Here is a 25,358-nt window from a genome sequence, read left to right as displayed (position 1 = left end):
TCGGGCTATCCAGAACCGCACAGCCATTTGAGCAGGCTGATTTTCTCTGTCTGCATAACATTCGATATCCGCGCTATTACCTGTCATCATCTGAGCAATGACAATCCTGTTTCGCTTGCATCCCCGGTGAGTTTTGCCACCCTTATAAGATGTTTCAACCAGAAAGAACAATAACATGCTACCAAAAGCCGCCCGCATTCCCCACGCCATGACGCTTCATGGCGATACACGCATCGATAATTACTACTGGCTACGGGACGATACGCGTTCTCAGCCGGAAGTCCTGGACTACCTGCAACAAGAAAATAGTTACGGTCATCGGGTGATGGCCTCACAACAAGCCTTGCAGGATCGCATCTTAAAGGAAATCATCGACCGCATTCCGCAAAGAGACGTTTCTGCGCCCTACATCAAAAATGGCTACCGCTACCGACATATTTATGAACCAGGCTGTGAATATGCTATCTATCAGCGTCAATCGGCATTCAGTGAAGAGTGGGGCGAGTGGGAAACATTGCTCGATGCCAACAAGCGCGCGGCGCACAGTGAGTTTTATTCGATGGGAGGAATGGCGATTACGCCCGATAACACCATTATGGCCCTGGCAGAAGATTTTCTTTCCCGACGCCAGTACGGCATTCGTTTTCGTAATCTGGAAACAGGTAACTGGTATCCGGAACTGCTGGATAACGTTGAACCCAGCTTTGTCTGGGCAAATGACTCCTGGACTTTCTACTATGTTCGCAAGCATCCGGTAACGCTGCTGCCATATCAAGTCTGGCGTCATGCCATCGGTACGCCAGCATCGCAAGATAAACTGATCTACGAAGAAAAAGACGATACCTATTACGTTAGTTTGCATAAAACGACATCGAAGCACTATGTGGTCATTCATCTGGCCAGTGCCACCACCAGTGAAGTTCATCTGCTGGACGCAGAAATGGCCGATGCCGAGCCGTTTGTTTTTCTGCCGCGCCGCAAAGATCACGAATACAGCCTTGATCACTACCAGCATCGGTTTTATCTGCGTTCCAACCGCCACGGCAAAAACTTTGGCTTATACCGTACCCGTATGCGTGATGAGCAACAGTGGGAAGAGTTAATTCCACCACGCGATAACATCATGCTGGAAGGGTTTACGCTGTTTACCGACTGGCTGGTGGTTGAAGAGCGTCAGCGCGGGTTAACCAGTTTGCGCCAAATTAACCGCAAGACCCGTGAAGTCATTGGCATTGCCTTTGATGATCCGGCCTATGTAACCTGGATTGCCTACAATCCAGAATCTGAAACCGCGCGATTGCGTTATGGTTACTCTTCCATGACCACACCAGATACTTTGTTTGAACTGGATATGGATACCGGTGAGCGTCGTGTATTAAAACAAACGGAAGTTCCTGGTTTTGATGCGGCAAATTATCGCAGCGAACATCTGTGGGTCCTCGCCCGTGATGGCGTCGAAGTTCCGGTTTCGTTGGTCTATCATCGCAAGCATTTTCGCAAAGGACACAACCCGCTTCTGGTGTATGGCTACGGTTCTTACGGCGCAAGTATTGATGCCGATTTCAGTTTTAGCCGCTTGAGTTTGTTGGATCGTGGATTTGTCTACGCCATTGTTCATGCTCGCGGCGGTGGCGAGCTGGGGCAACAATGGTACGAAGACGGTAAATTTCTGAAGAAGAAAAATACGTTTAATGATTATCTTGATGCCTGCGATGCATTGTTAAAACTGGGCTATGGCTCTCCTTCGCTCTGTTATGCGATGGGCGGGAGTGCGGGGGGCATGTTGATGGGCGTTGCGATTAATGAACGCCCGGAGTTGTTCCACGGCGTTATCGCCCAGGTACCGTTTGTTGATGTTGTAACAACGATGCTTGATGAATCAATTCCTCTTACCACCGGCGAATTTGAAGAGTGGGGGAATCCACAGGATCCGCAATACTACGAGTACATGAAAAGCTACAGCCCGTATGACAACGTCACCACACAGGCTTATCCGCATTTACTGGTAACGACCGGTTTACACGATTCTCAGGTGCAATATTGGGAACCAGCAAAATGGGTCGCTAAATTGCGTGAGCTGAAAACCGATGACCATCTGTTATTGCTCTGTACCGACATGGATTCAGGCCACGGCGGTAAATCTGGTCGCTTTAAATCGTACGAAGGCGTAGCGATGGAATATGCTTTTCTGGTTGCGCTGGCGCAGGGAGCATTACCCGCTAAGCCAGCGGATTAAGTATTTTCCAGATAATGCTTCAGTGTTAAACGCAGCTCCGGGCTCATGCTGTCGAGGTTATTAAACAACCAGCGCAGATAGCCCGGATCGCGTTTGGCAACGTCGGAAACCGCTTTGCCACGGTATTTACCAAAGGTGAAGGTCGTCATCAACGACGGACGTCCGGTGATATCGGCCATCTGTTCTGCTGTCCAGCCGGAGGTGTTCATAATATCGATTAGCAATGCAGCGGTGATATAACAGTCATACAACGCGCGGTGATGATGCAGGCCCGGCGGCGTCTGTACATTGAGCTTGCGTGTTTTATATAGCGCCATATTGCTATACTTAATCCCTGGCCACAAACGACGGGCCAGTTTCATGGTGCAAATCCACTCACCGGGCATCTCAGGCAGTACGCGGCGGTCAAAGCTGGCGTTGTGCGCGACATACCATTCACTACCGTAATAGTGCGGGATCACATCTTCAATCCACGGTTTATCGGCGACCATGGCTTCGGTGATGCGATGAATCGCCATCGCTTGTGGACTAATAGGACGATCGGGGCGCACCAGGTGGCTCATGGGGTTGACGATTTTTCCGTCAATGACATCAACAGAGGCAATCTCAACGATCCCTCCCTGCAAACCGCAGGTTTCTGTATCGATAATGCGCAACATGGCATGCTCCAGGCCGAAAAAGCCTAGCGTAATGGAATGATATCGCCTTGCCAACCCTGTGATGAATGCTGACCGACTAATAATGAACCACGATCGGCGCGGACGATGAGACGACCAAGACTCTGATGATAGATCCCTGGCGTTTTTCGCCACGGTGCGAACACCGCAACTCCACGAATAAAGCGATCGTTATATTCAACGGGAAGGCTGGCAATGATGGTCATTCGCCAGGTCGTTGCGGCATAACAAAGCGGGTCTAACAGTGAGAGATCGGGTAGGGCAGGAAGGGCACGTCGCGAGTAATCACACCCCAATAAAGAAAGCGATGGAAAAACTAACAGCTGACATTGTTGCCTGGCGGCGGCCCTCACAAATTCCAGATGATGAGCTACCTGTTCGGTCAGTGAGGTTTTACGAGGCTCATATTGCGCTGCTGCAACTTTCCAGAACGACATCATGACGGCAAATTATGGGGGCAGTTTAGAAAATACTCATAATTCAGCAGGCGTCATGTAAGAAAGTGTAACTATGTATAAGTTTTATTTAAGTTTGGGCTCGTAAGGTAAACGTGACAGATTGACCGAAGCCAAACGGTGGGCGATAAGCCGCTCGCGAAACCAGTTGCGCAAATGTTCAGGCTGTTCACGTTCAACCGCTTCAGCGATCACCGGCATATTGTAGCGTTCTTTAAATGCCACCCCGGCTGCCGCCAGGTCGACATTCACTTTATCCATTTCTGTTTGATCCAGTTTAGCCAGATTCTTCAGCATTCTTAATCTCCTCATCATTCGCGGGCAAACGTTACTAAGAGTGAGCCTAGATGGCAAGCCGGAATTGATGCTCCTCGACTCAGACAGTAGACAAGGTTATGCTCTGTTAAAAAGTTATTACAAAAAGGAATAGATAATATGGTTTCAACTGCACGCTCCCTTCACTACGCGCTGGCAATCCTGACCACTTCGTTGGTGACACCCTCCGTCTGGGCACATGCGCATTTAACGCATCAGTATCCTGCGGCAAACGCGCAAGTGACAGCTGCCCCGCAGGCAATCACTTTAAACTTCTCTGAAGGCGTTGAAACAGGATTCAGTGGTGTCAAAATCACGGGGCCAAAAAACGAAAATATTAAGACATTACCGGCGAAGCGGAATGAGCAGGACCAAAAGCAACTGATTGTTCCACTGGCCGATTCGCTGAAATCTGGAACCTACACCGTTGACTGGCATGTTGTTTCGGTGGACGGGCATAAAACGAAAGGACACTACACCTTTAGCGTGAAATAAATCATGCTGGTGTTTACCTGGATCGCGCTGCGATTTATCCATTTCACCTCTCTGATGCTGGTCTTTGGCGTCGCTATTTACGGTGCCTGGCTGGCCCCCTTAACGATTCGTCGCTTGCTGACAAAGCGTTTTCTGCGTTTACAACAGCACGCCGCCGTCTGGAGTTTGATCAGTGCTACTGCAATGCTCGCCGTTCAGGGTGGGCTGATGGGAGCGGGATGGTCAGATGTATTTTCGCCAAGCATTTGGCAGGCTGTTTTGCAAACGCAGTTTGGTGGCGTCTGGTTATGGCAAATTGTTTTCGCCCTCGTAACGTTGATCGTCGCCCTCATGCAACCGCGGAATATGCCACGTTTGCTGTTTATGCTCACTACCGCGCAATTTATTCTGCTGGCGGGAGTCGGGCATGCGACGCTGAATGAAGGGGTAACGGCGAAAATCCATCAGACTAATCACGCGATTCACCTGATCTGTGCGGCGACGTGGTTTGGGGGATTACTGCCGGTTCTCTGGTGTATGAAACTCATCAAAGGGCGTTGGCGACAGCAGTCTATTCAGGCGCTGATGCGTTTTTCCTGGTGCGGTCATTTGGCGGTGATCGGCGTACTGGCAAGCGGCGTGCTTAATGCATTGTTGATTACCGGATTTTCCCCCACGCTTACGACTTACTGGGGCCAACTCTTATTGCTCAAAGCCATTCTGGTGATGATTATGGTGGTCATCGCGCTGGCAAATCGTTATGTTCTTGTACCGCGCATGAGACAGGATGAAGACCGTGCGGCTCCCCGGTTTGTGTGGATGACTAAACTCGAATGGGCGATAGGTGCGGTAGTGCTGGTGATAATCAGCTTGCTTGCGACTCTCGAACCTTTTTGATGGATTACGAAAATGATGAAAAAAAGTATTCTGGCGTTTCTGTTACTCACCAGTTCGGCAGCGGCGCTGGCGGCGCCGCAGGTGATTACCGTCAGTCGTTTTGAAGTGGGTAAAGACAAATGGGCGTTTAATCGCGAAGAGGTGATGCTGACTTGCCGACCGGGTAATGCTTTGTATGTCATTAACCCAAGTACCCTCGTGCAGTATCCTTTAAACGATATCGCACAAAAGGAAGTCGCCAGCGGGAAGACTAAAGCTCAACCCATTTCGGTGATTCAGATTGATGCTCCCAACAATCCCGGCGAAAAAATGAGCCTGGCACCGTTTATAGAACGAGCTGAAAAACTCTGCTAATTACCTAAAATAGCTTTTTGATTTCCAATAAAAAACCGCCTCAGTTCTTTCACCAGAACGGGCGGTTTTTAACATTTAAGTTGATGGCCAGCACGCTTTTTATTGACCATTTTGCACGCAAACTGGAAAACCTGGCGTCGTCATCTATTCTTAAAGGGCAAGGCAACTAAGCCTGCATTAATGCCAACTTTTAGCGCACGGCTCTCTCCCAAGAGCCATTTCCCTGGACCGAATACAGGAATCGTATTCGGTCTCTTTTTATCTGTTAAAAGCCGGAAGCATTCCCTTCGCTGACTTTATAGCCAACCATAACACATACTCTACTGCCTGAGTCCAGCGTTTTTTAACATTCTTGTTAAGATTATGTGATCTTTAGCGTGGGAGGAAAATATTGATGAAACAGCCTGCGCCCGTTTATTCTTGAAGTACACAGTCGCACCGGCAAACACGTTATGAGAGTGGCAAAAGGACGTCGATTTGCATCAGGTCTTGTGGAGCCGCTCGCGATTACGTGAACGCCAAAAAGGGCAGGGAATGAGTGGCGCAGATCATTTCTGGTTTGGTCATACACCGTTGCGCCATCGCGTGGATATTGGCAACCTGCATTATATTAATACTGGCGCTGTCTTTGGGGGAGAACTGACTCTCGTGCAACTGCAATAATTAAAAATCACCGTACTCCTGTGCCGGTCGCCCGAAACCATCTATAAAATCCTCAATCGGAAAACAACCGCCATGGCGGATCCGTTGATCGCTCATAGAATAAAGACACTGCTGTTCCGTGTTGTAGACATCAACAACAATATCTTCACAACCGTCTTCCAGGTAGCAAACAAAAAGTACCAGCGCGAACATTTCATCCCCGAAGTGTGGTGCCGTACCGTCAATTTTAGGAGAGATTTTACAACGAGGGAATAACCAGGACAAATAACCCGCCATGCCGACGGGTTCTTTTTGGATCAGGCAAGACGCATAATCCAGGCATCAGATTGTTGATCGTAGTGGGTACGGTAAAGGACAGAGTGTTCGCCATTTAGCAGGGCAGGAATACTGGTTTCGGCATCCCAGGCATCCAGTTGCATACATAAATCGGGGTCTGATTTACAAGGAATAGTTAACGTTCGATCACCCGGCGATTCGCCGTGTAATTCGCCGTCGTCAATTTCAAAAGCGCCTATGCGCACACTGGTTTTCATCTTCGTGCTCTCCATTTAGCTGTCGGTTGTGGTACGACCAGTCCGATCGCACCATTTTTCAGCCTAGCTGAGGTCGCGGAATGCGCCAGTCAAAAAGTGCGCTTTTTTTTGTGCGCTATCAGGCGTGACCAGTAAAAAGTTTTCCGTCGCGCACCAGTTCACGCGGGTAGCTATTTTTCAGTCGCGAACCAATCCGTTTGGCTAAACCAATCGGCTGATGTTGGAAAGTAACCAAGACATCATCCGCAACTGGCGCGGCTTGTGGGTAAACATCGCGCCCGCGATACCACTCCTCCGCTTCCTGCGCTGTTAGTTCAAAAGCGTTCACGTTATCGGGGGAGGCAAGGGCAATAACGGCTTCATGCTGCCAGCGATAGCCTTTGTTATGCGTTTCGGCAAGTTTAATCCCTAAACGAGAAAATCGGACATTACCGATCAGGGCTTCAATGCCCGCCGGGAACAACCACAGTTCTTTGTCGCGCTGCCAGAGGCGCAGGTTTCCATCCCAGTTTAAGCCAACACTTGCAGCTGCCTGACGAATTTGTCCGGCTTCGCGATCTTTCACCGGGCTAAACGGGAAATTGCCTACTTTGTATTTTGGCGCGGGTAAGGCGGGAATCGCCTGAGTTTTACGCAGACGAGCAACGAAAAAGCCTTCGCAGTCGTAAATTTGTGGGAATACATGCAAAAAACCGGCTTCGGTCAGCGCCTTGTCCGCGCCAGGAAAGAGATTGCCAAGCGGTAAAAACTCGACTGCGTTGGGGTATGTCTCTTTCAGCCACAGGCAAACGGCTTCGTTTTCTTCCCGGTTTAAGGTACAGGTCGAGTAAACCAGCGTACCGCCAGGACGTAATGCATGAAAGGCGCTGTCGATCAGTTCCCGTTGGGTAGCTGCGATTTCCTGATTGCTTTCTGGTGACCAGTTTTTTAGCGCATCGGGATCTTTACGCACCACGCCTTCGCCGGAGCAAGGAGCGTCCAGCAAAATGGCATCGAACATTTCTGGTAATGCCGCACCAAATACGCGGCCATCAAAATGCGTGAGCGCAACATTACTGATGCCACAGCGGCTGATATTGGCATGTAACACTTTTACCCGACTGGCAGAAAACTCATTGGCAAGGATCGCACCTTCGTTATTCATCCGCGCGGCAATTTGCGTCGTTTTGGAGCCAGGCGCAGCTGCGACATCCATCACCCGCTGTGGTGCATTACCGTCAGCAAATAATGCGGCAACGGGCAACATTGAACTGGCTTCCTGTATATAAAACAGGCCACTTAAATGCTCGGCGGTACTACCCAACGGCAATGCTTCTTCATCGTCGCGTTCAATCCAGAAACCTTCTTCACACCACGGAATTGGCGTAAGCGTCCAGCCATAAGGAGCGGTTAATTGCAGGAAATCAGCAACGGAGATTTTCAGCGTATTAACGCGAATGCTGCGGCGCAACGGGCGCTGACAGGCGGCGAGAAAATCATCAAATGAGAGCGTCGAAGGCATTGCTTCGCGCATTTGCGTCAGAAAGGCGTCAGGGAAATAAACGGTGTGTTGGGCCACGAGCATGTACCACTGGCAAAAAAACAGGCGCGCAGTTTAGCATAAACGCTCCGGCGCAGGCACGCCGGAGCAGTGGGCATTATTTGGGAAGCGCAGTTCCCCATTCACGCCACTCTTTCGGTTCACTTTCTTGCAACAGGAAGTGTTTGCCTTCCTGGGCTTTCGGTGCCAGCGGGATACCCGGAGGCGTGGCAAAGGCGATGCCGCCACGGATAAACTGGTTAAAGGTGCCGGTTTTCACTACGCCGCCCGTCAGACCAAAGTCTAAACTGTAACCTGATGCCAACCAGAACACGGAATTGTTACGCACCAGGTGTTGATAGCGTTTACTAATACGCATTGCAATCATCACGCGATCTGACAATGTCCCCAGCGTCATTCCAGTAACTGTACCGACTTCCAGACCACGGAACAGCACAGGCGTACCGATGCCTAACGAACCGGCTTCTGGCGCTTCAACAATAATGCTTAAGCCATCCAGGTAACGCGAATCAGTAATGGTGGCCTCTTGTAATTCAAAGTCACGGCGAGGATTGCCCTGGCCTGGTTCGACGTTGATATACGGCTGGAGGATAGTATCAAGATGCTCAACGCCTGCTGCCGAAATTTGCGGTGTGACCACTGAGAAGCGCGTACCACTGCGAGCAAAGGTCTGGACATATTCCGGGTAAAGTACCGCCTTTGCCTGTACTTCATTGCGCGCGGTAATCAGATCCAGCGTCTGGATTTGCCCGATATCAATACCCAGATAGCGAATTGGCATCCCGACTGCCAGTTTTCCGGCATCGAAGGCGTGGAGCGTAATCTGCCCGCCAACCGCACGGGCCGCTGTTTCCGAAGCATACAGAATACGCTTGTCGCCTTTACGCAGACTGGCGCTGGCACCGCTGAGGTTATCGAAACTGATCGCCCCCTTTAATGCTCTGGAGAGCGGGGATGCCTGTACGGTCAGGCCACTACCATTCAGCTGAACTTTCGCCCCGCCTTCTGCCCAGAACACGCTGTTGCTGGTCAGAAGGTTGTGATACTCCGGCTTAATATGCAGATCGATATCAAACGCATTAGCTCGCGGACGTACGGTAATAACTTCACCAACTTCAAATTTACGGTACAGCACTACCGATCCCGCCTGTACACCCGGCAGCGTCTCTGCCCTCAAACTTACAGTCGTGGTGGGTAAGTCGCTAAGACTGTTCTCCAGCGCTTTTTCCAGATTGGCATATAGCGGATAGCGGGCTTTCATCTCGCCTTTATCGCCTGGCAGAATACGTATCCCGCCGTTGATCCATTCTGAGGCGCTGGCTCCGAGAAACTCAACGCCATCCAGCCCCACCTTAACATCGACACGGCTATTGACAACAAATTTGCTATCGCCTTTTACCAGTTCACGATGCTGAGGCTCGATGGCGACGGTAAAGGTGACACCTTTGCTGGTGAGTTTACGATCGATAACCTGGCCTACCTGCACGCCGTGAAGAATGAGCGGCTGACCCGCATCAATACCGTAACTTTCCGGGGCAGTCAGGGTCAGTGTCAGAACATCCGGCTCTTGCAGCAGCGCTTTTTCACCTGGCACAACAACGAACTCTTTGCGTGGCTCGCCATCGCCGGGCACTAACTCGAAGGTTTTGCCAGTCAGCAGGGCGCTGAGATTAGCATCGCTAAGGGATAATTTCGGATTACGTAATTCGATGCGGGTATTTTCACGGAGCAGGGTGACGATGCTGGGATCAACGGTCATTTCCCCAGTGACTTTACCATCAGGATTTAAATCCAGTTTGGTCAGCTGTCCGACTTCCAGTCCCTGATACATTAATGGCGTCGAGTCGGTGGTTAATCCGGCACCGCTCGGCAGTTCCAGTTTTATTATTACGCCACGCTGGCTATGGGCGAGATCTTCATACAGACCAAAGGTATCTTCTGCCTCGGCAGGTTTTGACTCTTCAGGTGAATCGAAGGCAATCGCACCGTTAACCAGTGCCGCCAGACTTTCCAGTTTCACCTTTGCGCCACGGATACTGACGTTGGCATCAACGCCGGAAACGTTCCAGAAACGGCTACCTTTTTTCACCAGGTCGGTAAAACGCCGCTCGATCAGGACATCAATCACCACGCCTTGCTTGTTGGGATTGATGGAATAGTCGTAGACTTTACCCACCGGGATCTTGCGGAAATAGACCAATGAACCGCTGTTCAGCGAACCGAGATCGGGGGCTTGCAGGTGGATCATCAGATCGCCGTTATCCAGCCGATATTTCGGTTGGGTATCGAGTGCAACAAAATGATCCTGCTCTTTGCCTTTACCCGGCATCATGCCGATATAGTTACCACCGACGAGGGCGTCCAGCCCGGAGACACCTGCCAGCGAGGCTTTTGGCGTCACCAGCCAGAACTGTGTATCTTCGCGCAGCGCATCTTTCATATCGGACTTGATGCTGACCTTGACTTCAATCTTACGAAGATCGTTGCTGAGGCTGATATCCTGCACTGTTCCGACTTCAACGCCCTGATAACGAACAGGCGTACGGCCAGGAACAATACCATCTGCCGATATAAAGTCGATGGTGACGGTATTACCCCGGTCCTGATAACTGTCCCAAATCAGCCAACCTGCAATCATTAGCGCGATGAACGGCAACAGCCAGAAAGGTGAGATACGGCGTTTATTTTTAATCTGCGCTTCAGTCGTCGAAGCGGGCGTTTCCTGACTCATGTGCATCCCAAAGTAAGCGGCTGTCCAGCCATTCCACAGCAAGAATAGTCAAAATTACCGCTGCGCCGAAATAAAACGCAGCTGGCCCCATAGTAAAAGCAAGGAGCTGATCACGATTAATCAGCGACATGGTTAAAGATATGACAAACAGGTCGAGCATCGACCAGCGACCAATCCAGGTCACCATCCGCAGTAACAGAATGCGCGTGCGTAAACCTTGCTGGCATTTAAAATGAATGCTCAACAGTAAAGTGAACATGACGATCACTTTGGTAAACGGCACCAGAATGCTGGCGATAAACACGACTCCGGCGACCGCAATGTTGCTACTTGCCAGCGACATAATCCCGGAAAGAATCGTATCTTCCTGCCGTCCACCATTCAGATAAATAATAGAAATAGGCAACAGGTTGGCAGGTAACAACAAAACGATGGATGCTAACAGCGCCGCCCAGCATTTTTGCAGACTATGACGGCGACGCAGGCGTAGCGGGATATGGCAACGCGGGCAGCGACCACGCTGATCGGGATAGCCAGTAAAATGACACCCAAGGCAGACACGAAGTTTCTCGTCCCTACGCGTAGCAGAGCGCTGCGGATAAAATCGCTCCCACAGCTCCTCAACATTAAGATGTGACAACGTCACCGTCGTTAAAATCACCAACGCCACAAAAGAAAACAAGCCGACACCAGCCTGGATATGGGCATAATCCTGTACCTTTATAGAAGCAACGCCAATGCCGACCAGGTAGATATCCAGCATCACCCACTCTTTCAGCCGCTCAAGCATCAGCAGTACCGGGCGTAAATTCATACCCAGTCGGTTACCAAACCATAACCAGGCAATAGAGGTCACCAGAATGAGGGGGGCACCAATAACGCAAAAAAAGACCATCGCCCCTGTTATCGCATCGCCCTGTTTGGTCATTTGCCAGATGCCTTGCATGACGTTGGCGTCAATACGAATACCTAACAGCCAGATACGTAACAGCGGTTCGCCCCAGGCAAATGGCATAAGCAACAGCATGGTGAACGCCATTGCCGCCAGGCGCGTTAGCGACCAGTCGCGTCCGTCACGAATTTTTGCCTGACAGCGCGGGCAATAGGCACTCTGATGAGAATTTATCTTGGGCAGGCTAAACAGCATGTCACATTGCGGGCAACGTTGGTAATCACCACGCGGCAATTCCTCGCCGATTGCCCCCATTGTTATCTTTTTTGTCGGCGTAATTTGTGGTGTGTTAAGAGCCATGACGTGCCAAATGTAATAAGAATTAACATTAATCTTAACCCATGATGGGAATGATCTTGAGCATTAACGCATTTAATGCTTATTTTAATAGGCTGGCAGTTCCAGGTAAGACAACCAAGTGATTATATAATGAACAAAACAGAATTTTACGCGGATTTAAACCGCGACTTTAACGCGCTGATGGCGGGAGAAACCAGTTTTCTGGCAACGCTGGCGAACACCAGTGCGTTGTTATATGAACGTCTCACAGACGTAAACTGGGCAGGTTTTTATTTACTTGAGGACGATACACTGGTACTCGGACCATTTCAGGGCAAAATAGCCTGTGTTCGGATACCCGTTGGGCGTGGCGTGTGCGGCACTGCGGTTGCCTGCAATCAAGTGCAGCGTATCGAGGATGTTCACGCGTTTGACGGGCATATTGCTTGTGATGCGGCGAGTAATTCTGAAATTGTCCTGCCGCTGGTGGTGAAAAATCAGATTATTGGTGTTCTTGATATCGACAGTACCGTCTTCGGTCGCTTTACAGACGAGGACGAGCAAGGCTTACGTCAGCTTGTGGCACAGCTTGAAAAGGTGCTTGCAATGACGGATTACAAAAAATTCTTTGCGAGCGTCGCAGGATAATCAACGGATAACGTAGCATTTACTGATAGCGTCATTATAATGACGCCTGTTCATGCCTGCGCTTGTTGGCTACGTCCGTTGTAATCAGGAAATTTCATGGAAAATCAACCTAAGTTGAATAGCAGTAAAGAAGTAATCGCGTTTCTGGCCGAACGTTTTCCCCACTGTTTCAGTGCGGAAGGTGAAGCGCGTCCGCTGAAAATCGGTATTTTTCAGGATTTGGTCGATCGTGTTGCCGGGGAAATGAACCTGAGCAAAACGCAATTGCGATCTGCTTTACGTCTCTACACTTCGAGCTGGCGTTACCTTTACGGTGTTAAACCCGGCGCAACGCGTGTCGATCTTGACGGCAACCCATGCGGTGAGCTGGACGAGCAACATGTAGAGCATGCTCGCAAGCAGCTTGAAGAAGCGAAAGCGCGTGTTCAGGCACAGCGTGCTGAACAGCAAGCGAAAAAACGCGAAGCTGCCGCAGCTGCTGGTGAGAAAGAAGATGCACCGCGCCGCGAACGTAAGCCACGTCCGACCACGCCACGCCGCAAAGAAGGCGCTGAGCGTAAACCACGTGCGCAAAAGCCGGTAGAGAAAGCACCAAAAACAGCAAAAGCACCTCGCGAAGAACAGCACACCCCGGTTTCTGACATTTCAGCTTTGACTGTCGGACAGGCCCTGAAGGTGAAAGCGGGTCAAAACGCGATGGATGCCACCGTATTAGAAATCACCAAAGACGGCGTCCGCGTCCAGCTGAATTCGGGTATGTCTTTGATTGTGCGCGCAGAACACCTGGTGTTCTGAAACGGAGGCCGGGCCAGGCATGAACATGTTTTTTAGGCTTACCGCGTTAGCTGGCCTGCTTGCAATAGCAGGCCAGACCTTCGCTGTAGAAGATATCACGCGTGCTGATCAAATTCCGGTATTAAAGGAAGAGACGCAGCATGCGACGGTGAGTGAGCGCGTAACGTCGCGCTTCACCCGTTCTCATTATCGCCAGTTCGACCTCGATCAGGCATTTTCGGCCAAAATCTTTGACCGCTACCTGAATCTGCTCGATTACAGCCACAACGTGCTGCTGGCAAGTGATGTTGAACAGTTCGCGAAAAAGAAAACCGAGTTAGGCGATGAACTGCGTTCAGGCAAACTCGACGTTTTCTACGATTTCTACAATCTGGCGCAGAAGCGCCGTTTTGAACGTTACCAGTACGCTTTGTCGGTACTGGAAAAACCGATGGATTTCACCGGCAACGACACTTATAACCTTGACCGCAGTAAAGCGCCCTGGCCGAAAAACGAGGCTGAGTTGAACGCGCTGTGGGACAGTAAAGTCAAATTCGACGAGTTAAGTCTGAAGCTGACAGGAAAATCGGATAAAGAAATTCGTGAAACCCTGACTCGCCGCTACAAATTTGCCATTCGTCGTCTGGCGCAAACCAACAGCGAAGATGTTTTCTCGCTGGCAATGACGGCATTTGCGCGTGAAATCGACCCGCATACCAACTATCTTTCCCCGCGTAATACCGAACAGTTCAACACTGAAATGAGTTTGTCGCTGGAAGGTATTGGCGCAGTGCTGCAAATGGATGATGACTACACCGTTATCAATTCGATGGTAGCAGGTGGCCCGGCAGCGAAGAGTAAAGCAATTAGCGTTGGTGACAAAATTGTCGGTGTTGGTCAAACAGGCAAGCCGATGGTTGACGTGATTGGCTGGCGTCTTGATGATGTGGTTGCCTTAATTAAAGGGCCGAAGGGCAGTAAAGTTCGTTTGGAAATTTTACCTGCTGGTAAAGGGACCAAAACCCGTACTGTAACGTTGACCCGTGAACGTATTCGTCTCGAAGACCGCGCGGTTAAAATGTCGGTGAAGACCGTCGGTAAAGAGAAAGTCGGCGTGCTGGACATTCCGGGCTTCTATGTGGGTTTGACAGACGATGTCAAAGTGCAACTGCAAAAACTGGAAAAACAGAATGTCAGCAGTGTAATCATCGACCTGCGTAGCAATGGCGGTGGGGCGTTGACTGAAGCAGTATCGCTCTCAGGTCTGTTTATTCCTGCTGGTCCGATTGTTCAGGTCCGTGATAACAACGGTAAAGTTCGCGAAGACAGCGATACCGACGGTCAGGTCTTCTATAAAGGCCCGCTGGTGGTGCTGGTTGACCGCTTCAGTGCGTCGGCTTCAGAAATCTTTGCCGCGGCAATGCAGGACTACGGTCGTGCGCTGGTTGTGGGTGAACCGACATTTGGTAAAGGCACCGTTCAGCAGTATCGTTCATTGAACCGTATTTACGATCAGATGTTACGTCCTGAATGGCCAGCGCTGGGGTCTGTGCAGTACACGATCCAGAAATTCTATCGCGTTAACGGCGGCAGTACGCAACGTAAAGGCGTAACGCCAGACATCACCATGCCGACGGGTAATGAAGAAACGGAAACGGGTGAGAAATTCGAAGATAACGCGCTGCCGTGGGATAGCATCGATGCCGCGACTTATGTGAAATCAGGAGATTTAACGGCCTTTGAACCGGAGCTGCTGAAGGAACATAATGCGCGTATCGCGAAAGATCCTGAGTTTCAGAACATCATGAAGGATATCGCGCGCTTCAACGCCATGAAGGACAAGCGCAATATCGTTTCTCTGAATTACGCTGTGCGTGAGAAAGAGAATAATGAAGATGATACAACGCGTCTGGCGCGTTTGAACGAACGTTTTAAACGCGAAGGTAAACCGGAGTTGAAGAAACTGGATGATCTACCGAAAGATTACCAGGAGCCGGATCCTTATCTGGATGAGACGGTGAATATCGCACTCGATCTGGCGAAGCTTGAAAAAGCCAGACCTGCGGAACAACCCGCCCCCGTCAAGTAACATCAATCAGGCACAAGAAATTGTGCCTGATTTTTTAACAGCGGCAGGATGCTGTAAATCAGATGCTACAAAATGTAAAGTTGTGTCTTTCTGGTGACTTACGCACTATCCAGACTTGAAAATAGTCGCGTAACCCATACGATGTGGGTATCGCATATTGCGTTTTGTTAAACTGAGGTAAAAAGAAAATTATGATGCGAATCGCGCTCTTCCTGCTAACGAACCTGGCCGTGATGGTCGTTTTCGGGCTGGTACTGAGCCTGACAGGGATACAGTCGAGCAGCGTTCAGGGGCTGATGATCATGGCCTTGCTGTTCGGTTTTGGTGGTTCCTTCGTTTCGCTTCTGATGTCCAAATGGATGGCATTACGATCTGTTGGCGGGGAAGTGATCGAGCAACCGCGTAACGAAAGGGAACGTTGGCTGGTCAATACTGTAGCAACCCAGGCTCGTCAGGCGGGGATCGCTATGCCGCAAGTGGCTATCTACCATGCGCCGGACATCAACGCTTTTGCAACCGGTGCGCGCCGTGATGCCTCTCTGGTTGCTGTCAGCACCGGTTTGCTGCAAAACATGAGCCCGGATGAAGCCGAGGCAGTAATTGCTCATGAAATCAGCCACATCGCCAATGGTGATATGGTTACCATGACGCTGATTCAGGGCGTGGTGAACACCTTTGTTATCTTTATTTCCCGTATTCTGGCGCAGCTTGCCGCGGGTTTTATGGGTGGAAATCGTGATGAAGGTGAAGAGAGCAACGGCAACCCGCTGATCTACTTTGTGGTTGCAACAGTTCTGGAGCTGGTGTTTGGTATTCTGGCGAGCATTATCACCATGTGGTTCTCGCGTCATCGTGAATTCCATGCTGATGCCGGTTCGGCAAAACTGGTTGGTCGCGAGAAAATGATTGCCGCGCTGCAGCGCCTGAAAACCAGCTATGAACCGCAAGAAGCAACCAGCATGATGGCTTTTTGCATTAACGGTAAGTCGAAATCGCTCAGTGAGTTGTTCATGACTCACCCGCCGCTGGATAAACGTATTGAAGCTCTGCGTTTGGGGGCGTATCTGAAGTAATTTGCCGTAAACATTAAAAAAGCGCGTCTAGTTGATGCGCTTGAGAATGATGACAAGCGCAAAATTGCCTGATGCGCTACGCTTATCAGGCCTACGTAATCTCTGCAATCTATTGAAATTGCATGTTTTTGTAGGCCGGATAAGGCGTTTACGCCGCATCCGGCATGAACAAAGCGCACTTTGCCAACAATCTGAAGCGCGTCCAGTTGATGCGCTTGAGAATGATGACAAGCGCAAAATTGCCTGATGCGCTACGCTTATCAGGCCTGCGTAATCTCTGCAATCTATTGAAATTGCATGTTTTTGTAGGCTGGATAAGGCGTTTACGCCGCATCCGGCATGAACAAAGCGCACTTTGCCAACAATCTGAAGCGCGTCCAGTTGATGCGCTTGAGAATGATGACAAGCGCAAAATTGCCTGATGCGCTACGCTTATCAGGCCTACGAAATCTCTGCAATCTATTGAAATTGCATGTTTTTGTAGGCCGGATAAGGCGTTTATGCCGCATCCGGCATGAACAAAACGCACTTTGCCAACAATCTGAAGCGCGTCCAGTTGATGCGCTTGAGAATGATGACAAGCGCAAAATTGCCTGATGCGCTACGCTTATCAGGCCTACGTAATCTCTGCAATCTATTGAAATTGCATGTTTTTGTAGGCCGGATAAGGCGTTTACGCCGCATCCGGCATGAACAAAACGCACTTTGCCAACAATCTGAAGCGCGTCCAGTTGATGCGCTTGAGAATGATGACAAGCGCAAAATTGCCTGATGCGCTACGCTTATCAGGCCTGCGTAATCTCTGCAATCTATTGAAATTGCATGTTTTTGTAGGCCGGATAAGGCGTTTATGCCGCATCCGGCATGAACAAAACGCACTTTGCCAACAATCTGAAGCGCGTCCAGTTGATGCGTTTTTTAGCCTTGTGTGCGTGGTTGGGTAATGCGCAAGCCACTAACACAGGTGGCAACCACTGCCAGAATCGCCGCAGTCATCAGCGAGACGTGTGTACCATAATCACCAAACTGATTTAGCATCAGTGCCACCAGAGCCGCACCACTACTCTGACCCAGCAGACGAGCCGTCCCTAGCATGCCACTGGCTCCACCGCTACGTTCGCGAGGGGCAGAGGTAATAATGGTGTGGTTATTGGGTGACTGGAATAAGCCAAATCCAGCGCCACATAAGATCATCGGCCAGATAATATTGATATCCGCAGGTGACGCGGGTAACAGATACAGGGAAAAAAGCCCCGCAGCCATGATGAACAACCCTAAAGCACCCAGCAATCCTGCATGTACGCGTTCGATCAAATAGCCTGCCAGCGGAGCCATCACCATCGTTGCTAACGGCCACGGCGTCAGAAGTAAACCCGTTTCGACTTCACTACGACCGAGCACGGTTTGCAGGTAAAAGGGCAGAGAAACCATTGCCAGCATTTGTGCGCAAAAGGAACAAATAGACGTACAAATAGAAAGTGAAAACAGCGGAATACGCAGTAAATCCACCGGTAGCAGCGGTACGGGAAGAGAAAGCTGGCGGCGAATAAAGAAAATACCAACGACAACCATTACCACCAGTTCCGTACCAATCAATGTCAGCGATTGCCCCTGAGCGAAACCACTCAATGCAGTAATAAGCAGGCCGAAGGTTAACGCGTTCATCACGGCACTGGGCAGGTCGAAACGGGGTTTACTGGCGCGAGAACCATTGGGTGGCAGAAAACGCATCGCCAGAAGCAGGGCGATAATACCTAACGGTACGTTGATTAAAAATAACCATTTCCAGGATGCGATGGAGAGGATTGCAGCAGCAATTGTTGGCCCGGCAGCAGAAGAAACGGCAACAATAAACGAGTTAATGCCCATCCCTCTACCCAGAAAACGTTGTGGATAGATCAGGCGGATAAGTGCAGTATTAACGCTCATCAACGCTGCACCGCCGAAACCTTGTATTATACGTGCAAGGGTGAGCATTTGCAGTGAATCAGAAAGGGCGCAGAACAGAGAAGACAACAGAAAAACGACCAAACCGCATTTATAAATACGTCGATAGCCAAACATATCCCCCAGAAACGAAAACGAGAGCAGGGAGATGACAATGGCGATTTGATAGGCGTTCACGACCCAGATGGAACTGGCTGGCGTAGCATGAAGGTCCGTGGCGATTGTTGGCAAGGCGACGTTGGCGATTGCGCCGTCAAGGACAGCCATCGAAATACCAATCACAATGGTTAATATTGCACCGTATCGCTGGGGCAACGGCAGGCCATCGGCCTGAACTTTTGGCATAGGAATTTTATATCTTTGGTGAATAATCAACAGGGATATGATTCTAGCACTGATATTCACGGTGGATGTCGCAGAATTGTAACTAACCGGCAAAAGATGGATTGCGACCACCCTGGTGCGAAATTATAATAAAAAATAGTTCTGATTTTTATAAAACACTCGCAATGAGGTGATAAATGGCTAACGCAGATCTGGATAAACAGCCTGATTCTGTATCTTCCGTGCTGAAAGTTTTTGGCATTTTGCAGGCGCTGGGTGAAGAGCGCGAAATAGGGATAACCGAGCTGTCGCAGCGCGTCATGATGTCAAAAAGCACCGTTTATCGCTTTTTACAGACCATGAAAACCCTGGGCTATGTGGCGCAGGAAGGGGAGTCGGAGAAATATTCGCTGACCCTGAAACTGTTTGAACTGGGCGCTCGCGCGTTACAAAACGTCGATTTAATTCGTAGCGCAGATATCCAGATGCGTGAGCTCTCCCGCCTGACCAAAGAAACTATCCACCTCGGTGCGCTGGACGAAGACAGTATTGTTTACATCCATAAAATTGATTCTATGTACAATTTGCGCATGTATTCACGGATTGGTCGTCGTAATCCGCTGTACAGCACCGCGATTGGTAAGGTGCTGCTGGCATGGCGCGATCGTGATGAAGTGAAGCAAATCCTTGAAGGCGTGGAGTATAAGCGTAGTACCGCGCGGACTATTACCAGTACAGACGCGTTATTACCCGTTCTGGACCAGGTGCGCGAGCAAGGGTATGGCGAAGATAACGAAGAGCAGGAAGAAGGTCTGCGTTGCATTGCGGTTCCGGTATTTGATCGTTTTGGCGTTGTCATTGCCGGTTTGAGCATCTCTTTCCCGACCTTGCGTTTCTCTGAAGAGCGTTTACAGGAGTATGTCGCAATGTTGCATACCGCGGCGCGCAAAATTTCTGCCCAAATGGGTTATCACGATTATCCGTTCTGATGAGAGTAAGAACCTGTCTGAATATCAAACTGACAGGTTCTTTAGTTAGCATGAGAAAAATAAAGTTGAAGGAGGCGTTATATTAAACGCGCTTGCCATAAGAGTATTTTACTCATGAGTGAGAATCTGGTTATTTATTCCCCTTAACCATTATCGATCACGATATTGCTTTTACGTAACAGCGGGCAATCTGTTATCCCCAAAAAAACATTTTTAGTGTGCAAGTATTGTACCGTGCTGGTGCCTCTGGCGGTCAGATAGGTACATTGCAAACCTAATCCCGCGGCATTCTCTTTGCTTCCAATCAAAACGCCATATCCGCTGAGTAATAATCCTATCCATACCAGTGCTATCAGCATAACTGTGCGAATGATGAATCGCATTACAACCTCTTCTCTTTTTATTGTTCGCTTAATCGTAGCGGCAATATGCGCTGAAGCAAGCGGCTCATTCCGAAAAAGCACGAATATCGACATAGTTAGGCGCTGTTTAACTAACGCATGGTAGTTTAATGACATAAAGTAGGTGAAACGGAGATTGGAGTGAAAAAGTTTCGATGGGTCGCTCTGGTTGTCGTGGTGCTGGCTTGCTTGCTGCTTTGGGCGCAGGTATTCAACATGATGTGCGATCAGGATGTACAATTCTTCAGCGGAATTTGTGCCATTAACCAGTTTATCCCATGGTGATATCATTTTTTCAGCACTAGATTTTCTTCCTCTCCAGCAGTGGTAGAATAGCAACTCTACTCAGAGGTGGTGAAATGAACGAAGTTGTGAATTCAGGCGTGATGAACATTGCGTCTTTGGTTGTATCGGTGGTGGTTCTTCTTATCGGGCTCATCTTGTGGTTTTTTATCAATCGTGCCAGTTCACGGACTAACGAACAGATTGAACTGCTTGAGGCATTGCTGGATCAGCAAAAACGTCAAAATGCACTGTTACGTCGTTTGTGCCAGGCAAACGAACCTGAGAAAGCAGATAAAAAGACCGTTGAGAGTCAAAAATCGGTTGAAGACGAAGATATTATTCGTCTGGTCGCCGAACGATAACCCTTCCTCGAACTTGAGTAACCCGTTGTTGAAGGGTTACTCAATTCATCCTGATTATACGCACTGTCATGGTGCAACTGCTTCAAATTAAAACTCTGGTCTGACTTCAAATCATTATCATATTATTTATTTGCGCAACGGGATATCAGAAAAAGATATTTATCCCATTAACTTGTTAAGATGTTTACATCGGATTTGTGATTGGTCATGGTATTATTTATTAGCGAAACCTTTCTCTCTTAATTTTTTACTTACTCATCAATTTTTCTTATTTTAAATTAACAATACCTTTAGGGATTGGCTTCTCACTAAGGGAATTGATAGCTGTCAACTAACTGTTTTATGAGAAAAAGTGATATAACATTTTATTCATTGCATAGCAGGAAATGTGATATTGCGCGCACTATGTAATAACTTCCCCCGCTGACCTGGAACAATTGAACGTATTGAACTATGTTAGAAGATACGTCAGTTTAAGTCTCTGCCTGAACTGGCAAGGTTAAGCACAATGATATATCGGCGCGTATTCCGTTGCATAAGTGTGCAAAAAAAGTGGAAGACGTATCGAGATTTGTGCGTCTGATCGAGACATGTTTAAAAATGGCTTGCCATAATTAAAGTTGTATGTGATAACAGATTTCGGGTTAAACGAGGTACAGTTCTGTTTATGTGTGGCATTTTCAGTAAAGAAGTCCTGAGTAAACACGTTGACGTTGAATACCGCTTCTCTGCCGAGCCTTATATTGGTGCCTCATGCAGTAATGTGTCAGTTTTATCTATGTTATGCCTGCGGGCGAAGAAAACAATCTAAGGAATTTTTCAAATGGCAAAGATTAAAGGTCAGGTTAAGTGGTTCAACGAGTCTAAAGGTTTTGGCTTCATTACTCCGGCTGATGGCAGCAAAGACGTGTTCGTACACTTCTCCGCTATTCAGGGTAATGGTTTCAAAACTCTGGCTGAAGGTCAGAACGTTGAGTTCGAAATTCAGGACGGCCAGAAAGGTCCGGCAGCTGTTAACGTAACCGCTATCTGATCGAATCCACTGATCTGAAGTGTGAATACGCTTCAATCTCGCTATAAAGCCTCGTCCAAAAATGCGAGGCTTTTTACTTTGTTTTATCTTCGCTCCAGGCGTTCGGATATTTGCCCGCTGCGTGATTCGCGTTACACTTGCGGCCTTTAGTATCCTGCCGGAGTTGTCATGTCGTTTTCCTGTCCACTTTGCCATCAGTCTCTTTCGCGTGAACAAAACAGCTATATCTGTCCCCAGCGACATCAGTTTGATATGGCGAAAGAAGGGTATGTCAATCTGCTTCCCGTTCAGCATAAACGGTCTCGTGATCCGGGCGACAGCGCGGAAATGATGCAAGCACGACGCGCATTTTTAGATGCCGGACATTACCAGCCGCTACGTGATGTTATTGTCGCCCAATTGCGGGAACGGCTTGATGAAAAGGCGACGGCGGTGCTGGATATCGGCTGTGGTGAAGGGTATTACACGCACGCATTTGCCGATGCGTTGCCCGAAATCACCACGTTTGGTCTGGATGTCTCGAAGGTGGCGATCAAAGCGGCGGCGAAACGCTATCCGCAGGTCACTTTTTGTGTTGCCTCCAGCCACCGTTTGCCGTTTGCTGATGCCAACATGGACGCCATAATACGTATTTACGCGCCGTGTAAAGCAAAAGAATTAGCGCGTGTAGTGAAGCCCGGCGGTTGGGTCATTACTGCTACGCCGGGACCACGACATTTGATGGAGCTGAAGGGACTTATTTACGATGAAGTACATCTTCATGCACCTCATGCAGAACAACTGGAAGGTTTTACATTACAGCATAGTGATGAATTGTGTTATCCGATGCGTCTTCGCGGTGATGAAGCCGTCGCATTATTGCAGATGACGCCATTTGCCTGGCGTGCGAAGCCAGAAGTTTGGCAAACACTGGCAGCAAAAGAAGTGTTCAACTGCCAGACGGACTTTAATATTCACCTCTGGCAGCGTTCTTATTAACCGTGGTAGTGCGTCCAGAGGATCTGGACGCCGATGCCGATCAGTACCAGCCCGCCGAGAATTTCTGCTTTTTTCCCAATAATTGAGCCGATAAAGCGGCCAACCATCATCCCTAATGTCGACATAATCAAGGTTGCACAACCAATGGCCAATGCGGTCGCGATAATGTTGACCTGCAGGAAGGCCAGACCAACCCCCACAGCCATCGCATCCAGGCTGGTGGCAATCGCGGTGGTTACCAGTAGCCAGAAACCGTGTCGGCGGCGCGGTTCTTCATCTTCATCATCTGCGCCACGAAAACCCTCAATAATCATTCGCCCGCCGAGAAATATCAGCAGTACAAACGCAATCCAGTGGTTCCATTCAAGGACAAATCGGCTGGCTAACATGCCCATTCCCCAGCCGATCAGCGGCGTCAGGGTTTCGACAGCACCAAAAATAAGGCCGGTTCGCAACGCTTCAGAAAATTTCGGTTTATGGAGGGTAGCACCTTTACCGATTGATGCAGCAAATGCATCCATCGACATACCAAACGCAAGAAGAACAGTAGCAGTGATATTCATGACAACGTCCTGACCGGGGTATCCATAAAACACATCATCGCCCCCAGCAAACATGCATACATGAATGACAAGAAGCGTTCATGCAGGCATAGCGATTGATGTGCATATGGTCTCGCCTGACTGAAAGTGTTCAGTCCGTACGTGCCACGTTTTGCAACGAGTATGTTGACACGTACATTTCCGGAATCTGGAAATCGGCTACTCCCCAAATGAGGGCGCAACCTTAACATATTTTGAGAATATAAAACAACTGTTGGAATATATTATTTCACTGTCTTATTGATAACGATTTTCATTTAGATTTATGTATCAATAAAACGTTAAAATAAATAACAAATAAGGGAAGTGATAATATAACCTAAGCTATGTCTGATTATTAAAAATACACCAGACATAGCTTTGGCTAAATTCATAAATTATTGAGTTGAAACGAGAAGCTTATAAATTTTTTCCAGATCGTCGATATTTCGAACGCGGATTAACAGACGACGCTGTTCTAATTGCATCACCAGCACGCCATCTTCCGACAAGTTCATCGCTTTGATTCGGCTATATTCAATCCAGACATTGGCGAAGAAAAAACCTTTTTGTTTAAAGATGATCTTCGGCGCGCGGATCCAAAATATATAAAAACCCATCAGAGCCAGTGCACTTAATAACCATGTCGTTATTAGCGCACCATGATTCGTGACGTTGTTATAGATAAGAATGACAATCAATCCGACGAAGATAACACTATCGATGCGACCTCGCCGGAGCAAAGGAATTGCCAACAGGGTGGGGCCGTTGCGGCGGGGCATGATGAACTGATCGTAGATCGCGAAGGCCAGGAGTGCGGCGATGAAAAGAATCAGTACCAGGTCCGTGATTGTCATTAATCCTCCAGATAAAAAAACGGGGCCAAAAGGCCCCGGTAGTGTACAACAGTCTTACAGTCCCAGCAGACCGCAAGCGTAACCAGCGATACCGATGACGAAGAAGCCAACGATGATCCACAGCGGGTTAACTTTTTTGCGCAGCAGCCACATACAGGCAAAGGTCAACAGTAGTGGCACCAGACCTGGCATTAACTGGTCCAGAATAGTCTGGACAGTGGTAACGTGTTCTTTGCCCGTCTGGTCAGTAATGCGAGAGACAACCAGCGGGATGTTGACATGTGTCCACTTGTTAACCAATGCCCCCATGACAAACAGGCCGAGGATAGACGCTCCTTCCGTCAGTTTTTGCAGGAAGCCGCCACCCATATCTTTAACGATATCGATACCTTTGGCGTAACCATACGCGACGCCGTAGTAACGGGTTGCCAGACGCACCAGGTTAAACAGGATGAAGAACAGCAGCGGACCTAACAGGCTGCCGCTCATCGCGATACCGGCACCCAGCGCTGCAAATACCGGACGTACCGTTCCCCAGAAGATCGGGTCGCCCACACCAGCCAGCGGCCCCATCAAACCAACTTTGATACCGTTAATAGCACCGTCGTCGATCTCTGCGCCATTAGCACGCTGTTCTTCCAGTGCCAGGGTTACGCCGAGAATCGGCGCAGCCACGAACGGCTGGGTGTTAAAGAACTCCAGGTGACGGCGAATAGCTTGTTTACGAGCTTCGTTGTTCTCAGGGTAAAGGCGACGAATAGCCGGTACCATAGAGAAGCAGAAACCCAGTGCCTGCATACGTTCGAAGTTCCATGAACCCTGGAAGAGGTTAGAACGCAGGAAGACGCCACGAATATCACTTTGAGTGAGTTTTTTCTCGGTGGTAGTTTGAGTTGTATCAACCATTTCGC

At 49.1% G+C, this 25,358-nt stretch carries 29 protein-coding genes and 1 pseudogene; 17 read left to right on the top strand and 13 right to left on the bottom strand.

The features are described from left to right. The first annotated feature begins 175 nt into the window (after positions 1 to 175). Positions 176 to 2,236 (top strand): oligopeptidase B, encoded by a 2,061-nt coding sequence (ptrB, locus tag A7090_RS07330; RefSeq protein ID WP_105273514.1) that lies wholly within the window; start codon positions 176 to 178, stop codon positions 2,234 to 2,236. Here ptrB and exoX read toward each other — a convergent pair. The 3 genes from exoX to holE form a co-directional block, all read right to left on the bottom strand. Continuing rightward, positions 2,233 to 2,895 (bottom strand): exodeoxyribonuclease X, encoded by a 663-nt coding sequence (gene exoX, locus A7090_RS07325; protein ID WP_105273513.1) that lies wholly within the window; start codon positions 2,893 to 2,895, stop codon positions 2,233 to 2,235. The genes ptrB and exoX overlap by 4 nt on opposite strands. A 23-nt stretch (positions 2,896 to 2,918) precedes the next feature. Continuing rightward, the gene (locus A7090_RS07320; RefSeq protein ID WP_105273562.1) at positions 2,919 to 3,350 is read right to left on the bottom strand and encodes a carbon-nitrogen hydrolase family protein; all 432 of its coding nucleotides are present in this window, start codon (positions 3,348 to 3,350) and stop codon (positions 2,919 to 2,921) included. 84 nt (positions 3,351 to 3,434) lie between these two features. Further along, complete coding sequence (holE, locus tag A7090_RS07315) at positions 3,435 to 3,665, bottom strand: DNA polymerase III subunit theta (RefSeq protein ID WP_000916759.1); 231 nt, start codon at positions 3,663 to 3,665, stop codon at positions 3,435 to 3,437. 138 nt (positions 3,666 to 3,803) lie between these two features. Between holE and yobA the strand changes: the two genes are divergently transcribed. From yobA to A7090_RS07295, 4 genes and pseudogenes are all read left to right on the top strand, one after another. Beyond that, entirely contained in the window at positions 3,804 to 4,178 is a 375-nt protein-coding gene (gene yobA / locus A7090_RS07310; protein WP_105273512.1) for a CopC domain-containing protein YobA, read from the top strand. A gap of 3 nt (positions 4,179 to 4,181) precedes the next feature. Then, on the top strand, positions 4,182 to 5,054 hold the full coding sequence (gene copD / locus A7090_RS07305) for a copper homeostasis membrane protein CopD (protein ID WP_105273511.1): 873 nt from the start codon (positions 4,182 to 4,184) through the stop codon (positions 5,052 to 5,054). 12 nt (positions 5,055 to 5,066) lie between these two features. Continuing rightward, positions 5,067 to 5,408 carry a YebY family protein gene (locus A7090_RS07300; RefSeq protein ID WP_098944960.1) on the top strand — a complete coding sequence of 114 codons (342 nt, stop codon included), beginning with the start codon at positions 5,067 to 5,069 and terminating at the stop codon, positions 5,406 to 5,408. Positions 5,409 to 5,818: 410 nt separating this feature from the next. Next, positions 5,819 to 6,071: pseudogene (locus tag A7090_RS07295) on the top strand (serine/threonine-protein phosphatase); the annotation flags it as partial. Here the strand turns inward: A7090_RS07295 and A7090_RS07290 are convergent. The 5 genes from A7090_RS07290 to yebS form a co-directional block, all read right to left on the bottom strand. After that, the gene (locus A7090_RS07290) at positions 6,072 to 6,263 is read right to left on the bottom strand and encodes a YebW family protein (RefSeq protein ID WP_105273561.1); all 192 of its coding nucleotides are present in this window, start codon (positions 6,261 to 6,263) and stop codon (positions 6,072 to 6,074) included. A gap of 104 nt (positions 6,264 to 6,367) precedes the next feature. Continuing rightward, positions 6,368 to 6,604, bottom strand: a complete 237-nt coding sequence (locus A7090_RS07285; protein ID WP_105273509.1) for a YebV family protein — start codon at positions 6,602 to 6,604, stop codon at positions 6,368 to 6,370. A 118-nt stretch (positions 6,605 to 6,722) separates the two neighbouring features. Next, positions 6,723 to 8,162, bottom strand: a complete 1,440-nt coding sequence (gene rsmF, locus A7090_RS07280) for a 16S rRNA (cytosine(1407)-C(5))-methyltransferase RsmF (protein WP_105273560.1) — start codon at positions 8,160 to 8,162, stop codon at positions 6,723 to 6,725. 79 nt (positions 8,163 to 8,241) lie between these two features. Continuing rightward, positions 8,242 to 10,875, bottom strand: coding sequence for a lipid-binding membrane homeostasis protein YebT (yebT, locus tag A7090_RS07275; RefSeq protein WP_105273508.1), 2,634 nt, complete (start codon positions 10,873 to 10,875; stop codon positions 8,242 to 8,244). Beyond that, positions 10,844 to 12,127 (bottom strand): membrane integrity lipid transport subunit YebS, encoded by a 1,284-nt coding sequence (yebS, locus tag A7090_RS07270; RefSeq protein ID WP_105273507.1) that lies wholly within the window; start codon positions 12,125 to 12,127, stop codon positions 10,844 to 10,846. Before yebS ends, yebT begins: the two co-directional genes overlap by 32 nt. Before the next feature lie 129 nt (positions 12,128 to 12,256). On the opposite strand from yebS, the gene msrC reads away from it, so the two are divergent. The 6 genes from msrC to A7090_RS25960 all read left to right on the top strand — a co-directional run bounded on the left by msrC (position 12,257) and on the right by A7090_RS25960 (position 17,462). Next, positions 12,257 to 12,754: an L-methionine (R)-S-oxide reductase gene (msrC, locus tag A7090_RS07265; RefSeq protein WP_105273506.1), complete on the top strand. Its 498-nt coding sequence runs from the start codon at positions 12,257 to 12,259 to the stop codon at positions 12,752 to 12,754. Positions 12,755 to 12,850: 96 nt separating this feature from the next. Continuing rightward, positions 12,851 to 13,549 (top strand): RNA chaperone ProQ, encoded by a 699-nt coding sequence (gene proQ, locus A7090_RS07260; protein WP_000431368.1) that lies wholly within the window; start codon positions 12,851 to 12,853, stop codon positions 13,547 to 13,549. A 19-nt stretch (positions 13,550 to 13,568) separates the two neighbouring features. After that, complete coding sequence (prc, locus tag A7090_RS07255; protein WP_105273505.1) at positions 13,569 to 15,617, top strand: carboxy terminal-processing peptidase; 2,049 nt, start codon at positions 13,569 to 13,571, stop codon at positions 15,615 to 15,617. A 191-nt stretch (positions 15,618 to 15,808) separates the two neighbouring features. Further along, entirely contained in the window at positions 15,809 to 16,690 is an 882-nt protein-coding gene (gene htpX, locus A7090_RS07250; RefSeq protein ID WP_105273504.1) for a protease HtpX, read from the top strand. 164 nt (positions 16,691 to 16,854) lie between these two features. Beyond that, entirely contained in the window at positions 16,855 to 17,112 is a 258-nt protein-coding gene (locus A7090_RS25965; protein ID WP_157941449.1) for a hypothetical protein, read from the top strand. Between the two features lie 92 nt (positions 17,113 to 17,204). Next, entirely contained in the window at positions 17,205 to 17,462 is a 258-nt protein-coding gene (locus tag A7090_RS25960; RefSeq protein ID WP_157941448.1) for a hypothetical protein, read from the top strand. Between the two features lie 146 nt (positions 17,463 to 17,608). Here A7090_RS25960 and A7090_RS07230 read toward each other — a convergent pair whose 3' ends face one another. Continuing rightward, complete coding sequence (locus A7090_RS07230) at positions 17,609 to 18,982, bottom strand: MFS transporter (RefSeq protein WP_105273500.1); 1,374 nt, start codon at positions 18,980 to 18,982, stop codon at positions 17,609 to 17,611. Between the two features lie 176 nt (positions 18,983 to 19,158). Between A7090_RS07230 and kdgR the strand changes: the two genes are divergently transcribed. Further along, positions 19,159 to 19,950, top strand: coding sequence for a DNA-binding transcriptional regulator KdgR (kdgR, locus tag A7090_RS07225; protein ID WP_105273499.1), 792 nt, complete (start codon positions 19,159 to 19,161; stop codon positions 19,948 to 19,950). A 143-nt stretch (positions 19,951 to 20,093) separates the two neighbouring features. Here kdgR and A7090_RS07220 read toward each other — a convergent pair whose 3' ends face one another. Further along, positions 20,094 to 20,333 (bottom strand): YobH family protein, encoded by a 240-nt coding sequence (locus tag A7090_RS07220; protein ID WP_105273559.1) that lies wholly within the window; start codon positions 20,331 to 20,333, stop codon positions 20,094 to 20,096. 159 nt (positions 20,334 to 20,492) lie between these two features. On the opposite strand from A7090_RS07220, the gene mgrB reads away from it, so the two are divergent. The 5 genes from mgrB to rlmA all read left to right on the top strand — a co-directional run bounded on the left by mgrB (position 20,493) and on the right by rlmA (position 23,009). Then, the gene (gene mgrB / locus A7090_RS07215) at positions 20,493 to 20,636 is read left to right on the top strand and encodes a PhoP/PhoQ regulator MgrB (protein WP_000714544.1); all 144 of its coding nucleotides are present in this window, start codon (positions 20,493 to 20,495) and stop codon (positions 20,634 to 20,636) included. A 74-nt stretch (positions 20,637 to 20,710) separates the two neighbouring features. Next, the gene (locus tag A7090_RS07210; protein ID WP_105273498.1) at positions 20,711 to 20,998 is read left to right on the top strand and encodes a YebO family protein; all 288 of its coding nucleotides are present in this window, start codon (positions 20,711 to 20,713) and stop codon (positions 20,996 to 20,998) included. A gap of 667 nt (positions 20,999 to 21,665) precedes the next feature. Continuing rightward, positions 21,666 to 21,809, top strand: a complete 144-nt coding sequence (locus A7090_RS07200; protein WP_001295496.1) for a DUF2627 domain-containing protein — start codon at positions 21,666 to 21,668, stop codon at positions 21,807 to 21,809. Between the two features lie 12 nt (positions 21,810 to 21,821). Beyond that, positions 21,822 to 22,031 (top strand): transcription antiterminator/RNA stability regulator CspE, encoded by a 210-nt coding sequence (gene cspE / locus A7090_RS07195; protein ID WP_001062678.1) that lies wholly within the window; start codon positions 21,822 to 21,824, stop codon positions 22,029 to 22,031. A 168-nt stretch (positions 22,032 to 22,199) separates the two neighbouring features. Further along, positions 22,200 to 23,009, top strand: coding sequence for a 23S rRNA (guanine(745)-N(1))-methyltransferase (gene rlmA, locus A7090_RS07190; RefSeq protein ID WP_105273497.1), 810 nt, complete (start codon positions 22,200 to 22,202; stop codon positions 23,007 to 23,009). On the opposite strand, the gene mntP is transcribed toward rlmA, so the two are convergent. The 3 genes from mntP to manZ form a co-directional block, all read right to left on the bottom strand. Then, positions 23,006 to 23,572, bottom strand: coding sequence for a manganese efflux pump MntP (mntP, locus tag A7090_RS07185; protein ID WP_001353153.1), 567 nt, complete (start codon positions 23,570 to 23,572; stop codon positions 23,006 to 23,008). The two genes, rlmA and mntP, sit on opposite strands and share 4 nt — an antisense overlap. Before the next feature lie 416 nt (positions 23,573 to 23,988). Next, a complete protein-coding gene (locus A7090_RS07175) occupies positions 23,989 to 24,447 on the bottom strand; it encodes a DUF986 family protein (RefSeq protein ID WP_096977995.1) in 459 nt (152 codons plus the stop codon). A 54-nt stretch (positions 24,448 to 24,501) separates the two neighbouring features. After that, positions 24,502 to 25,353 (bottom strand): PTS mannose transporter subunit IID, encoded by an 852-nt coding sequence (gene manZ, locus A7090_RS07170; RefSeq protein WP_105273495.1) that lies wholly within the window; start codon positions 25,351 to 25,353, stop codon positions 24,502 to 24,504. Positions 25,354 to 25,358 lie beyond the last annotated feature (5 nt).

It is taken from the genome of Escherichia sp. MOD1-EC7003 (assembly GCF_002965065.1).
Lineage (GTDB): Bacteria > Pseudomonadota > Gammaproteobacteria > Enterobacterales > Enterobacteriaceae > Escherichia.
The sequence above is the reverse complement of the archived record's forward strand: the minus strand, read 5'-3'. Positions and strand labels throughout refer to the sequence as shown.